12 protein-coding genes are annotated in these 13,468 nt (G+C 44.1%); 9 read left to right on the forward strand and 3 right to left on the reverse strand.

The annotated features are described in order from the left end of the window. Positions 1–108: 108 nt before the first annotated feature. Positions 109–585 carry a COG2426 family protein gene (locus tag PGQ38_RS15905; RefSeq protein ID WP_118579636.1) on the reverse strand — a complete coding sequence of 159 codons (477 nt, stop codon included), beginning with the start codon at positions 583–585 and terminating at the stop codon, positions 109–111. Positions 586–838: 253 nt separating this feature from the next. Here PGQ38_RS15905 and PGQ38_RS15910 point away from each other — a divergent pair, with 253 nt between their 5' ends. Beyond that, positions 839–1,057, forward strand: coding sequence for a cation transporter (locus PGQ38_RS15910; protein ID WP_118579549.1), 219 nt, complete (start codon positions 839–841; stop codon positions 1,055–1,057). Here the strand turns inward: PGQ38_RS15910 and PGQ38_RS20160 are convergent. Continuing rightward, on the reverse strand, positions 1,052–1,201 hold the full coding sequence (locus tag PGQ38_RS20160) for a DUF6783 domain-containing protein (RefSeq protein WP_334300298.1): 150 nt from the start codon (positions 1,199–1,201) through the stop codon (positions 1,052–1,054). The two genes, PGQ38_RS15910 and PGQ38_RS20160, sit on opposite strands and share 6 nt — an antisense overlap. Between PGQ38_RS20160 and PGQ38_RS20165 the strand changes: the two genes are divergently transcribed. From PGQ38_RS20165 to PGQ38_RS15925, 4 genes are all read left to right on the forward strand, one after another. Next, a complete protein-coding gene (locus PGQ38_RS20165) occupies positions 1,133–1,312 on the forward strand; it encodes a DUF6783 domain-containing protein (protein ID WP_334300299.1) in 180 nt (59 codons plus the stop codon). The two genes, PGQ38_RS20160 and PGQ38_RS20165, sit on opposite strands and share 69 nt — an antisense overlap. 67 nt (positions 1,313–1,379) lie before the next feature. Next, positions 1,380–3,248 carry a heavy metal translocating P-type ATPase gene (locus tag PGQ38_RS15915; protein WP_270432601.1) on the forward strand — a complete coding sequence of 623 codons (1,869 nt, stop codon included), beginning with the start codon at positions 1,380–1,382 and terminating at the stop codon, positions 3,246–3,248. A gap of 22 nt (positions 3,249–3,270) precedes the next feature. Further along, positions 3,271–3,642, forward strand: a complete 372-nt coding sequence (locus PGQ38_RS15920) for an ArsR/SmtB family transcription factor (RefSeq protein ID WP_148461875.1) — start codon at positions 3,271–3,273, stop codon at positions 3,640–3,642. Positions 3,643–3,966: 324 nt separating this feature from the next. Continuing rightward, positions 3,967–4,971 (forward strand): calcium/sodium antiporter, encoded by a 1,005-nt coding sequence (locus PGQ38_RS15925; protein ID WP_270432603.1) that lies wholly within the window; start codon positions 3,967–3,969, stop codon positions 4,969–4,971. A gap of 146 nt (positions 4,972–5,117) precedes the next feature. Here the strand turns inward: PGQ38_RS15925 and PGQ38_RS15930 are convergent, their stop codons facing one another. After that, entirely contained in the window at positions 5,118–5,702 is a 585-nt protein-coding gene (locus PGQ38_RS15930; protein ID WP_173774226.1) for a manganese efflux pump MntP, read from the reverse strand. A gap of 536 nt (positions 5,703–6,238) precedes the next feature. On the opposite strand from PGQ38_RS15930, the gene feoB reads away from it, so the two are divergent. The 4 genes from feoB (at position 6,239) to larC (ending at position 13,365) form a co-directional block, all read left to right on the forward strand. Continuing rightward, positions 6,239–8,584, forward strand: coding sequence for a ferrous iron transport protein B (gene feoB / locus PGQ38_RS15935; RefSeq protein ID WP_270432606.1), 2,346 nt, complete (start codon positions 6,239–6,241; stop codon positions 8,582–8,584). A gap of 102 nt (positions 8,585–8,686) precedes the next feature. Continuing rightward, positions 8,687–10,774 (forward strand): efflux RND transporter permease subunit, encoded by a 2,088-nt coding sequence (locus tag PGQ38_RS15940; RefSeq protein WP_270432608.1) that lies wholly within the window; start codon positions 8,687–8,689, stop codon positions 10,772–10,774. A 281-nt stretch (positions 10,775–11,055) separates the two neighbouring features. Further along, entirely contained in the window at positions 11,056–11,802 is a 747-nt protein-coding gene (larB, locus tag PGQ38_RS15945) for a nickel pincer cofactor biosynthesis protein LarB (RefSeq protein ID WP_270432610.1), read from the forward strand. Positions 11,803–11,850: 48 nt separating this feature from the next. Continuing rightward, positions 11,851–13,365: a nickel pincer cofactor biosynthesis protein LarC gene (larC, locus tag PGQ38_RS15950; protein WP_270432612.1), complete on the forward strand. Its 1,515-nt coding sequence runs from the start codon at positions 11,851–11,853 to the stop codon at positions 13,363–13,365. Positions 13,366–13,468: the final 103 nt, after the last annotated feature.

Below are 13,468 nucleotides of genomic sequence, written 5' to 3' on the forward strand. Positions count from 1 at the left end.
ACGAGCGAAAACGACAGAGGCTTGTTTTAGTTTCTTTTAAGGTATAAAAAAAGTATATGAGTTTATTCGTAATCAGATAAACTTCATATACTTTTTCTTGTAATCCTGTCAGCTGAATACTGCAAATAATGCCCCAAAAAGTCCTGCACTTGCAGCGCCCATAATAAGACCAGCCAGAATGACACCAAGCATTACAGCCAGAACACTTGACTTAAAGTCCATGTCCAGAAGGCTGGCAGCCAGGGTTCCGGTCCAGGCACCTGTGCCGGGAAGAGGAATTCCTACGAAGAGCAGAAGCGCTACGAATAATCCGCGGCCGGCCTTTGCCTGAAGGGCCTTTCCTCCTTTTTCCCCTTTTTCAAGACAGAAGGTAAAGAAGCGCCCGATCACCGGTTTATCCTTGCCCCACTCCAGAACCTTGCGGGCGAAGAAATAGATAAAAGGTACTGGAAGCATGTTTCCGATAATGGCGATAATGTACGCCGGAACCAGCGGAATTCCGAAGCCTACAGCATATGGGATCGCGCCTCGCAGCTCAATCAGCGGTACCATAGAAATAAGAAAAACGATTAGATAACTTTTCATGTTTAAAATCTCCTCTAATTTCAATCCAATAATATTCGACTTATTATACACGAAAAAAAATGAATTGAACAGGGCAAAAAAAGAAATTACTATATTAATACAGGAAAAAGAAAGCATTTATGCTAAATCATAGAAAAAGAAAGATTTTATGCCAAACCTATTGACAGAAGTTATTTAAATGCTATAATAAAAACAAACATATGAATAATTGTTCATATGAAAAAGAGAACATTTTCAAAAGGAGACCATTACCATGAAAAAAACTTACAAGATTGATGTTGACTGTGCAAACTGTGCAAACAAGATGGAGGAAGCTGCTAAGAACACTGCTGGTGTTAAGGATGCGACTGTAAACTTCATGACTCTGAAAATGATCGTTGAGTTTGAAGATGGACAGGAGCCGAAGGCTGTTATGCAGGAAGTCCTGAAGAACTGTAAGAAAGTAGAAGACGACTGCGAGATCTTCTTATAAAAACAATGAGGAAAAGCAGTTACTAGAGCGTGTTTGAAAAATCATTCCCGCAATCTGCACGCCCCACTTTGCAGTATATTTTGCCCGAGTTCGGTTGCCGTAGCCCGCTACGGCGCCCTCATCCGGGCGAAATCTCCCACAAATTGTGACGCACATCTTGCAGAAAGCTTTTTTCAAACACGTTCTAGGCACAGAATGAACGGTAAGACAATGACCGGACAGGATGTACTCTGTTCAGTCACGCAAATGAATTAAGCGAATATGTCGCGTGCCAGCGACATCATTATAATGGAGGCCGTGCCCTCAAGGCATGTGAAAGAATATGAACAAGAAGCAGAAAAAAGTATTGACCAGAATTATTATTGCTTTTGTCCTTTTGGTTTTGCTGCGCTTTCTTCCGGTAGATGGCTATCTTCAAATGGCACTTTACATGGTCCCGTATCTGGTGATCGGTTATGATATTCTGAAAAAAGCGTTTAAGGGAATTAGGAACCGTCAGGTATTTGATGAGAATTTTCTGATGGCAGTTGCCACAATTGGTGCCATTGCTCTCGGCGATTATCAGGAAGGCACTGCGGTTATGCTGTTTTACCAGATCGGAGAACTTTTCCAGAGTTATGCCGTTGGAAAGAGCAGAAGAAATATCAGTGAGCTGATGGATATCCGTCCGGATTATGCAAATATCGAGCAGGACGGTAAGCTGGAAAAGGTAGACCCGGACGAGGTAGAGGTTGGAACTATCATTGTGGTTCAGCCAGGAGAGAAGATTCCAATTGACGGAATGATTGAAGACGGAAATTCCACATTAAATACAAGCGCACTGACAGGAGAAAGCCTTCCGCGAGATGCGAAAGTGGGAGATGAGGTCATCAGCGGCTGCATTAACATGACAGGTGTATTGAAAATCCGCACCACGAAGGAATTTGGTGAATCTACGGTTTCCAAGATCCTGGATCTTGTTGAGAACTCCAGCTCCAAAAAATCCAGATCTGAAAACTTTATTTCAAAATTTGCGAAATATTATACCCCGGCAGTCTGCTACAGTGCTCTGGCACTTGCAGTCATTCCGCCTCTTTGCAGAATGCTGTTTATGGGACTTTCTCCGGAATGGGGAGACTGGATCTACCGTGCCCTGACGTTCCTTGTAATCAGCTGTCCATGTGCACTGGTGATCAGCATTCCCCTCAGTTTCTTTGCTGGAATCGGTGGTGCCAGCAATCAGGGCGTTCTGGTAAAGGGCTCCAACTATCTGGAGACACTTTCCCAGACGAAGATTGTTGTTTTTGATAAAACAGGTACTATGACAAAGGGCGTATTCGAGGTCAGCGGAATCCACCATAATGAGATGGAGGATGCAAAGCTTCTGGAATATGCAGCATATGCAGAGTGCTCTTCCTCACACCCCATCAGCAAGAGCCTTCAGAAAGCATATGGCAAGCCAATTGACCGCAGCCGTGTCACAGACATTGAGGAAATCGGTGGAAACGGTGTTATTGCAAAGGTGGACGGTGTGTCTGTAGCTGCCGGCAACGCGAAGCTGATGAACCGTCTTGGTATTGCGTACAAAGAGTGCCATCATGTAGGAACGGTTGTCCATATGGCTGTGGATGGAAAATATGCAGGTCATATCCTGATTTCTGACATTATCAAACCTCATGCCAAAGAGGCAATTGAGAACCTGAAAAAAGCAGGCATTACAAGAACGGTTATGCTCACCGGTGACGGAAAAAAAGTGGCAGAGTCTGTAGCAGCTGACCTTGGAATCGGAGAGGTTCACAGCGAGCTTCTTCCGGCGGATAAGGTTTCCAAGGTGGAAGAACTTCTGGCAAATAAGTCTGAAAAAGAGAAGCTTGCCTTTGTTGGAGACGGAATCAATGATGCACCGGTTCTTTCAAGAGCGGATATTGGTATTGCAATGGGTGCGCTTGGTTCTGATGCTGCAATCGAGGCGGCTGACGTTGTGCTGATGGATGACGACCCGTTAAAGATTGGGAAAGCCATTCGCATTGCCAAGAAGTGTATGCGAATTGTATATGAAAATATTTATTTTGCAATTGGCGTGAAACTGATTTGCCTGGTACTTGGTGCCCTCGGCATTGCAAACATGTGGATAGCCATTTTTGCAGATGTAGGCGTTATGGTACTGGCAGTGCTCAATGCAATCCGTACTTTGTTTGTGAAAAATCTTTGATGATGATATCGAGGTATTCAGAATGAAAAAAGACATAGATAAAGAAGTGGAAATCTGTGATTGCTGTGAGGTTCATGAAAATCTTCTGCAAATTGTAAACGAGACCATCCCGGAGGAAAACGAGCTGTACGATCTGGCAGAGCTGTTCAAGGTGTTTGGAGATTCTACCAGGATCCGGATCCTGTTTGTACTTTTTGAAGCAGAGGTGTGCGTGTGTGACCTTGCAAAGGCATTGAACATGACTCAGTCAGCTATTTCCCACCAGCTTCGTATCCTGAAACAGAATAAACTGGTAAAAAGCCGCAGGGATGGAAAATCTATATTCTATTCTCTGGCAGATGAGCATGTTCGGACGATCATTGACCAGGGAAGAGAGCATATAGAGGAAGATTAGAGGTTGACTTCTTAACAGCAATTTGGTATATTAACTACACATATGGATTCTGTGAGGGAGTAGTTTGCGTGAAAACGTGGTTTGTCAACAGTCGCGGCTTTGATCGGATCTGATTCTGGCCTGGCAAATCTTAAAGAATGAGACTCATGTATGCATGTTATGGCATACATGGGTCTTTTTACATTTGCGGCAGATGTGATTCCAAAGAAGCAGGCGTATGAAGTAAATGCTGTTTTGTAGCATACATTTTGCAGAAAGCCTTTTCAAACACACTCTGGAGAATCTGTAAAGATAAAAATATGCGGATAACAAAAGGAGAGTATTATGCAAAATATTATTAATGGATTGCCAATTGCAGCTGTTATTCTGCTGCTGGCAGTGGGATTTGCTTTTCTGGTAAAAGGGGCTGACTTTTTTGTGGAGGGAAGTTCCAGCATTGCGAAGAAGTTAAAGGTTCCGCCCATCATCATTGGTCTTACGATTGTGGCTATGGGAACTTCACTGCCAGAAACAGCCGTGAGTGTGACTGCTTCTCTGGTACAGAATAATGAACTTGCGGTCAGCAATGTAGTAGGATCCAATATTTTTAATCTGATGTTTGTAATTGGTGTCTGTTCGATTCTGACGCCAATTATGGTCCAGAAAGCAACTGTGGTAAGAGATATTCCCTTGTCTTTAGGCTGTGCACTATTTCTGCTTGTACTGGGAATTTCAGGACTGGGAGATAAGGCGGGAATGACGCTGGGTCATGCAGATGGAGTTATTTTCTTGATCGTGTTTGCCGGATATATTTTCACAATGGTACGAAGCGCAATGAAAGCCCGTGCTGCAGGACAGAAGATTGAAATAGAAGGTGTTGAAGAATGTGATAATATGAAAGAGCTGTCATACGGCAAAAGTATCCTCTTTCTGATCGTGGGTGCAGCTGCAATTGCTTTTGGCGGTGACCTTACCGTTGATACAGCCAGCAGGATTGCAATAGAGCTTGGAATGAGCCAGACTCTGGTCGGGCTTACCATTGTGTCTATCGGAACTTCACTTCCGGAGCTTGTAACCTCTGTAGTTGCAGCAAGAAAAAATGAAGTTGATATGGCAGTTGGAAATGCAGTAGGATCCAATATTTTCAATATTCTGATGGTTCTTGGAATCTCATCTGCTATCAGTCCGGTAGCTTTGATCCGGGAAAACATAATCGATATAGTGCTTCTTATGGTATTTTCGGTTATGGTCTGGATCTTTGCAGGAACCAGGAAAAAAATTGAGCGCAAAGAGGGTATTATAATGGTAGTGGTATATTTGGTTTATTGCGCATATATTATTGCCCGTTAATAAAAGTAGAAAAAGCTTTCATCCATCCCGCAAAGGGAGAGATGAAAGCTTTTTTTTGATTGGAAAACAGGTGAAAATCAACGCTTGCATAGAAAAACGCCTGGCGGAACAGTACCAGCTGAATAGCGGTAAATATGCTGAAAAAATTAAAACATATTGCTGATAAAAATTTCCAGACCAATTGCAATAAGAATGACGCCGCCGAGAATATCCGCCTTGTTGGAAAGCCTGGTTCCGAAGCGTTTTCCAAGGGAAAGTCCGGTCATGCAGATAAAGAATGTGACTATGGCAATGATCAGGGAACAGACAAGAGCCATCAGCCAGTCATACTCTGAGATGGTGAATCCTACGGACAGGGCATCAATGGAAGTTGCAACACCCTGAATGAAGAGGGCTTTGAGACCAACTCCCGGAATTTCATCATCCTCGCCAGTTCCCCGGATACCATTGATCAGCATGGAGCCTCCGATATAGCCAAGAAGGATCAGCGCGATCCATGGAATAAATTTCTCAAATGCCTTGAAGTATTCTACAATGGTGTGGACGCATAACCATCCGGTCATTGGCATGATGGCCTGGAAAGCACCGAATGTGCCTGCAATGCCGCACATTTTTTTCATGCGCATCTTAGGCTCGTGAAGGCCGTTTGCCAGGGACACAGAAAAAGCATCCATTGCAAGTCCGACTCCAAGCAGGGCGCTGTTCAGAAAAAACACAAAACTGTAGTTCATTTTTACATTCCTCCGTAATGTATTTTATTGCTGGTTTCCATTTTTTAATTTGCTATGGAATTAGTAAAGCCTCTTACAACATGAAAAAAGACCCAATATATAACCACAGGCTATATATGGGTCATCTGCATTCTTATAAAAGGACAGACTCCATGTATAGCATAACGTTATACATGAGTCTCGCAATTTAATGCAAGCCAGATCGAAACACTGCTCTGAAATCTGCTGTTCATTCAGTGAACAGCAATCTATACAAACAGATTCATACGGTCGGTATGTTGACTTGCCACGCGTCTGTGGACACGCTTGCTACTCCCTCACAGGGAAACCTTGTTTCGTAACTTTATCAGATAATGATAAAATTGTCAATAATTTTTCTCAATAATATTGACATCCTGATGATATTAGAATAAACTAACTCCTGTAACATTAATGATAAAATTTATCATTAGCAGACGAATTTTATCAAAAATGGTTGCTGCTTAGTTTTGAACAGCAACAAAAATCTTACATATGGGAAAAGAGGACAAGTACATATGACATTAAAAGACCTTCCCATCGGGAAAACTGCCACAGTTACAGTAGTAGGAGGAGAGGGTGCCCTGCGGCAGCATTTCCTGGATATGGGAATCATTCCCATGGCTGACGTGACCATGGTAAAATATGCACCTATGGGTGACCCTGTTGAAGTCAGGATACATAGCTATGAGCTGACCCTGCGTCTTGCAGATGCTGCCCAGATTCAGATTGATAATGTAAGGGATGAAAAAGAACAGAAACGAGGCAGCCGTGTCAGGGCGATTCCTCATCCAGGTCTGGGCGAGGGCGGTAAATATCATGAAAAAGCAGATGAACATCCCCTTCCTGACAGTGAGCTTCTTACCTTTGCGCTGGCAGGAAACCAGAACTGCGGTAAAACAACCCTGTTTAATCAGTTAACCGGCTCCAGTCAGCATGTAGGCAACTTTCCTGGAGTTACTGTAGACCGCAAGGATGGTATTATCCGTGGAAAAAAGAATACTCTGGTGACAGACCTGCCGGGAATTTACTCCATGTCCCCCTATACCAGCGAGGAAATCGTAACCAGAAGCTTTATTCTGGAACAGCATCCAAAAGGAATTATCAATATTGTGGATGCAACCAATATTGAGAGAAATCTATATCTTACTATGCAACTGATGGAACTGGATGTTCCTATGGTCCTGGCATTGAATATGATGGACGAGGTAAGGCAGAATGGCGGTTCTGTACGTGTGAACCAGATGGAAGAGGCGCTTGGAATTCCTGTAGTACCTATTTCAGCAGCGAAAAATGAGGGAATCGATGAACTGGTAGCCCATGCGATCCATGTGGCAAAATATCAGGAAAAACCAAAGCGTCTGGATTTCTGCGATGCAAACGATGATGGCGGTGCTGTTCACAGATGTCTTCATGGAATTATGCATCTCATTGAGGATCATGCTCAGCAGGCAGATATCCCGGTACGTTTTGCAGCCAGTAAGCTTGCGGAAGGGGATGAACTGATCCTGGAAAAGCTTGGGCTGGATCAGAATGAAAAAGAAACCCTGGAGCATATTGTAAAGCAGATGGAGACGGAGCGTGGGCTTGACCGGTCCGCGGCGATTGCCCATATGCGCTTTGACTTTATTGAAAAAGTCTGCGCTGAGACCGTGATTAAGCCTCATGAAAGCAAGGAGCATCTGCGCAGTCAGAAGATGGATAAAATACTTACAGGCAAATATACAGCCATTCCATGCTTCGCAGGAATTATGGCTCTGGTTTTCTGGCTGACCTTTGGTGTGATCGGAAAGGGACTTTCAGATCTTCTGGATATGGGAATTACCTGGCTGACTGCAGTGGTGGATCAGGCCATGACTGCATGGAACGTAAATAATGTGCTTCATTCTCTTGTAATTGACGGTATTTTCAATGGAGTTGGAAGTGTGCTCAGCTTTCTGCCGATTATCGTCACCCTGTTTTTCTTCCTGTCACTTCTGGAAGACAGTGGATATATGGCCAGAGTTGCTTTTGTAATGGATAAGCTGCTTCGAAAGATTGGACTTTCCGGACGAAGTATTGTCCCAATGCTTGTAGGCTTTGGATGCACAGTTCCTGGCGTTATGGCAAGCAGAACCCTGCCCTCAGAGCGTGACCGTAAGATGACGATCCTCCTTACTCCTTTTATGAGCTGTTCGGCAAAGCTTCCTATTTATGCTTTCTTTACAGCTGCCTTTTTCCCGAAATACGGTGCACTGGTAATGATAGCACTTTATTTCGGCGGAATTATTATGGGAATTCTGATGGCACTGATTTTTGGAAAGACCATGTTTAAGGGAGAAGCAGTTCCCTTTGTAATGGAGCTTCCTAATTATCGTCTTCCAGGTGTAAAAAACGTTGGCCAGCTTCTCTGGGAAAAGGCAAAGGATTTTCTTCAGAGAGCCTTCACTGTTATTTTTGTGGCAACCATTGTGATCTGGTTTTTACAGACCTTTGATCTGCATCTGAATATTGTGACAGATTCCAAAGACAGTATTCTTGCAGTACTTGCCGGATTTATTGCACCGGTATTTGGGCCTCTTGGCTTTGGGGACTGGAGATTTTCTACAGCTCTTGTAACAGGTTTCATGGCAAAGGAGAGCGTGGTTTCCACATTGTCCATATTATTTGGAAGCACAGCGGCACTGGTGGAGGTGCTTTCTCCGCTGGCAGCAGTGTGCCTTCTTACCTTCTGCCTTTTATATACGCCTTGTGTAGCCGCGATCGCTTCTGTGAAACGTGAGCTTGGCGGAAAATGGGCAGCTGGAGTGGTGATCGGACAATGTGTGATCGCCTGGATTGCGGCATTTTTGGTAAAAATCGTCGGCGTTTTGATCGGATTTTGAGAAAAATGACTATTTTTCATTTTTGTTAAAAATAATATTGACTATTGGTCATTTTGGGTTATACTATAGTACGAAAGAAATGAATTTAAGGAGATGACATCAATGGTCAAAGTAGGAAAATGGATAGCCAAGCATAAGGTCCTGGTGCTTTTGATCGGACTTTTGCTGGTAATCCCGTCTGTGATCGGAATCGCAGAGACGAGAGTCAATTATGATCTGTTAAGTTACCTGCCGGATACCCTTGAGACGGTAAAAGGTCAGGATATTCTGGTAGATGAGTTTGGTATGGGCGCCTTTTCCATGGTAATTGTGGAGAATATGGATATGAAGGATGTCCAGAAGCTGGAAGAGAAATTCAGTGAAGTAGAGCATGTAAAGGATGTTCTCTGGTATGATGATGTGGCGGATATCACTCTTCCGGTAGAGATGATTCCTGAGAAGTACAGAAAGGTATTTATAAATGGCGATGCAACCATGATGCTGGTTCTGTTCGATAATACTACATCTTCAGATACTTCCATGGAAGCTATCACAGAACTACGTAAGATTGCCAACGAGCAGTGCTTCCTCAGTGGCATGACAGGAGTTGTTACAGATATTAAGAACATTGCCATGCAGGAGCTGCCGATTTACGTTGTGATCGCAGCAGTACTCAGTCTGATCATTCTGGAGCTGACAAGCGGATCCTTTGTTGTTCCGTTTTTGTTCCTGCTCAGTATCGGACTTGCTATCCTTTACAACCTGGGAAGCAATATTATTCTGGGCGAAACCTCTTATATTACACAGGCACTTACCGCAGTGCTTCAGCTTGGTGTTACCATGGATTATTCCATTTTCCTTCTGAACAGCTACGAGGAAAATAAGAAGCGTTTCCCTGGTGAAAAGGATCGTGCCATGGGGCATGCCATTGCCAATACTTTTAAGTCTGTAGCTGGAAGCTCTGTTACCACAGTAGCCGGCTTCGTTGCACTTTGTGTTATGACCTTTGCTCTTGGACGTGACCTTGGTATTGTTATGGCAAAGGGCGTTATTATTGGTGTTATCTGCTGTGTAACCATTCTTCCGGCACTGGTTCTGTTTTTTGACAAGCCTATTGAGAAGACACAGCATAAGCTGCTTCTTGCCAGAATGGATAAACCGTCTGCATTTATTACGAAGCATTATAAGCTTTGGACTGTGATTTTCCTGGTGCTTCTGCTTCCGGCTATTTATGGAAACAATCATACAAAGATTTACTATAATATTGCAGAATCCCTTCCATCCACTTTGGATTGCAACATTGCCAATGATGAGCTGGAGAAAACTTTTGCAGTAGGCAATATCCATATGATTATGATGGATAAGAATATGGACTCCAAGCAGAAACAGCAGATGTTAAATGATATTGATAAGGTTGAGGGTGTGAAGTGGAGTCTGGGTATGAATTCCCTGATCGGACCTACCGTTCCGGAGTCTATGATCCCGGATGATCTGAAGAAGATTTTCAAAGGAGATCAGTATGAGCTTGCATTTGTATGCTCTGAATATGGTTCTGCTACAGATGAGGTAAATGCCCAGCTTGCAGAAATTGATAAAATAGTAAAGAAATACGATAATACTGCAATGGTAATCGGTGAGGCACCGCTTATGAAAGATCTTCAGGATACCACAGATGCCGATCTGGTTCGTGTAAATGTAATCTCCATCGGTGCCATTTTCCTGATCATTATGATTATCTTTAAATCAATTTCCCTTCCGATCATTCTGGTTGCGGTTATTGAGTTTGCGATTTTTGTCAATATGGCCATTCCGTACTATCAGGGAATCAGCCTTCCGTTCGTTGCAAGTATTGTTATTGGTGCCATCCAGCTGGGTGCAACCGTTGACTATGCGATCCTGATGACTACCCGTTATCAGAGAGAGAGACAGCACGGTAAGAATAAGATGGAAGCCATCAGCATTGCCCATAAGACCAGCATGCCGTCTATTATCAGCAGTGGTCTCAGCTTCTTCGCAGCGACCTTCGGTGTTTCCTGTTATTCACAGGTTGAGATGATCGGTTCTATCTGTACATTGCTTGCCCGTGGTGCGATCATCAGTATGGTAGTTGTACTGTTTATCTTACCAGCTATGTTTATGATCTTCGATAAACTGATCTGTGTTACATCTATTGGTTTCCTTGGAGATAAAAAGGCAGCCAAAGCGAAATAAAACATAATCAGACGTCCTGGGAGCGCTGATTACGCGCAGAACAGCCGGCTTTGGAAGAAATCCGTTACGGTTCGCTCCGTGACAAGTAACACGCTTCGCGATGCATAGAAATCCTGCTTCAGCAAAATGAGGCAGGATTTTTTTGTTGAATAAAAGAGAAGAAAACGTTATAATTGTGTTGCATTTTAGAGCCTGTTTGAAAAAAGATTCCCGCAAATTGTGACGTACATTTTGCAGAATGCCTTTTTCAAATACGTTTTAGGAAATGGAGTGATTTGTACATGACACTAGAAGAAATCCTTGCCCAGGTGCAAATGGGAGGACTTTCTCCGGAAGCAGCAGGGAAGCTGATTCGACAGGATGGTTACAAGGAAATGGATTATGCCAAGCTGGATACGGGGAGAAAAGCCCGTACTGGTTTCGCAGAGGTGATTTACTGCAGCAATAAGGCAGATGCCCATTTGCTGAAAATATTTGAGCGTTTATATATGGAAGAGGGAGAAGTACTTGGAACAAGGGCTTCCCAGGCACAGTATGAGCTGGTGAAGGAGAAGTTTCCGGAAGTTCAGTATGACCTTGTTTCCAGAATCCTGAAAATAGAGAAACCAGATAAGATTCATGAGGGAAAGGTGGCTGTCTGTACTGCAGGCACTGCAGATATTCCAGTGGCCGAGGAAGCAGCACAGACTGCAGAATATTTTGGAACTCACGTGGAACGGATTTATGATGTTGGTGTAAGTGGAATGCACAGGCTGTTTTCCAGGCTGGAGATCATTCAGGACGCGAATTGTGTTGTGGCTGTGGCTGGCATGGAGGGTGCTCTTGCCAGTGTTATGGGCGGTCTTGTAAGCCGACCGGTGATCGCGGTGCCTACGTCTGTGGGATATGGAGCGAATTTCCATGGATTATCAGCACTTCTGACCATGATCAATTCCTGTGCCAATGGAATTGCCACCGTGAATATTGACAATGGATATGGAGCCGGATATCTGGCAACGCAGATGAACCGGCTGGCGCTTGGTAAGTAAGAGACACAAATTGAAAAGCAATTTGATAAATTTGTAACGAGGAGAATTATGGAAAAATCATTATATCTGGAGTGTTATTCCGGAATCAGTGGTGATATGACAGTGGCAGCACTGCTGGATCTGGGAGCAGATCAGAAGGTGCTGGAGGATGTACTTGAAAGTATTCCGGTGCAGGGATTTGAGATAAAAGTAAGCAGGGTGACGAAATCCGGGATTGATGCCTGTGATTTCGATGTAATCCTGGATGCAGAGATAGACGGACATGACCATGATATGGAGTATCTGCATGGACATGATCATAGTCATACGCATGGGGCAGAAGAACATAATCACAGTCATACACATGAGGCAGAAGAACATAATCACAGTCATACGCATATGGCAGAAGAACATAATCACCAGTATGAGCATAGCCATGAGGCAGCTGCAAAGAATGTGGCAGCACATGGACATGATCATGGAGATGAGATAGCAGCACATACTCACGAGCCCCATCGTCAGCACAAACATCGCGGTATGAACGAAATCTGTCAGATACTTGCTGACACAAAGATGACTGACAGTGCCAGAGGTATTGCCCTTAAAATTTTTCAGATCCTGGCAAGGGCAGAAGCAAAAGCCCACAATGTTCCGGTGGAGGAGGTGCATTTCCACGAAGTTGGAGCTGTGGATTCCATTGTAGATATTTTGTCCGTGGCAGTCTGCCTGGACAATCTTGGAATTACAGAGGTCATTGTACCTGTATTATGTGAAGGAATGGGTACGGTCCGCTGCCAGCATGGCATTTTACCAGTTCCGGTTCCGGCGGTAACCCATATTGTACAGCAGTGTGGCCTGAATCTGCGGATCACTCCGGTACAGGGTGAACTGGTAACTCCTACAGGTGCGGCAATTGTGGCAGCAGTACGTACTTCCTGCAAATTACCGGAGACCTTTGCAATTGAGAAAACAGGTATCGGAGCTGGCAAGAGGACGTATGAGTGCCCGGGAATCCTGCGTGCAATGCTGATTCACCCGGAAGAATCCCATAAACCGGAAAAAGCGGTGGGAATTCCGGCAGGAAATGAAAGTGCGGCAAATGAAACTGCCAAAATTCAGACCGGTGTTACGGAAAGCGCGGATTGTGCAGATTACATCTACAAGCTGGAAACAAACATCGATGACTGCAGCGGTGAAGTACTTGGCTTTGTCATGGAGAAGCTTTTTGAGGCCGGTGCAAGGGATGTGCATTATACTCCTGTATATATGAAGAAAAACCGTCCTGCATGGCTTCTTACCGTAATCTGTAAGGAAGAAGATGTCCCGGGAATGGAAGCTTTGATTTTTGCAGAAACTACCAGTATTGGTATCCGCAGGGTCAGGATGGAGCGCACGATTTTGCCCCGGAGAAAGCGGAAAGTAATGATTCCCTTCGGTGAGGTGGAAGTGAAAATCTGCGGTCCGGAAGGAGCAGAGAAATGCTATCCGGAGTATGAAAGCCTGGCGGAAATCTGCAGAAAGACTGGAATTTCTTATGCAGAAGCCTACCAGATGGCAGTAGATGCAAGTAAGAATCTGGAATGATTGATGTTATTGGTCACGGAGTAACACAGTAACTGATTGATCGCTTCCAGGTTAAATCGCAATATTGCAACCTGGGAAAGAGTATGTTACAATACAGTTTGGC

It is taken from the genome of Blautia faecis, from assembly GCF_027662325.1.
In the GTDB taxonomy this organism is placed as follows: Bacteria; Bacillota; Clostridia; order Lachnospirales; family Lachnospiraceae; genus Blautia_A; species Blautia_A faecis.

Coding starts and splice junctions, on each gene's coding strand:
- PGQ38_RS15905 (WP_118579636.1), bottom strand. CDS start 585: ATGAAAAGTTATCTAATCGTTTTTCTTATTTCTATGGTACCGCTGATT.
- PGQ38_RS15910 (WP_118579549.1), top strand. CDS start 839: ATGAAAAAAACTTACAAGATTGATGTTGACTGTGCAAACTGTGCAAAC.
- PGQ38_RS15915 (WP_270432601.1), top strand. CDS start 1,380: ATGAACAAGAAGCAGAAAAAAGTATTGACCAGAATTATTATTGCTTTT.
- PGQ38_RS15920 (WP_148461875.1), top strand. CDS start 3,271: ATGAAAAAAGACATAGATAAAGAAGTGGAAATCTGTGATTGCTGTGAG.
- PGQ38_RS15925 (WP_270432603.1), top strand. CDS start 3,967: ATGCAAAATATTATTAATGGATTGCCAATTGCAGCTGTTATTCTGCTG.
- PGQ38_RS15930 (WP_173774226.1), bottom strand. CDS start 5,702: ATGAACTACAGTTTTGTGTTTTTTCTGAACAGCGCCCTGCTTGGAGTC.
- feoB (WP_270432606.1), top strand. CDS start 6,239: ATGACATTAAAAGACCTTCCCATCGGGAAAACTGCCACAGTTACAGTA.
- PGQ38_RS15940 (WP_270432608.1), top strand. CDS start 8,687: ATGGTCAAAGTAGGAAAATGGATAGCCAAGCATAAGGTCCTGGTGCTT.
- larB (WP_270432610.1), top strand. CDS start 11,056: ATGACACTAGAAGAAATCCTTGCCCAGGTGCAAATGGGAGGACTTTCT.
- larC (WP_270432612.1), top strand. CDS start 11,851: ATGGAAAAATCATTATATCTGGAGTGTTATTCCGGAATCAGTGGTGAT.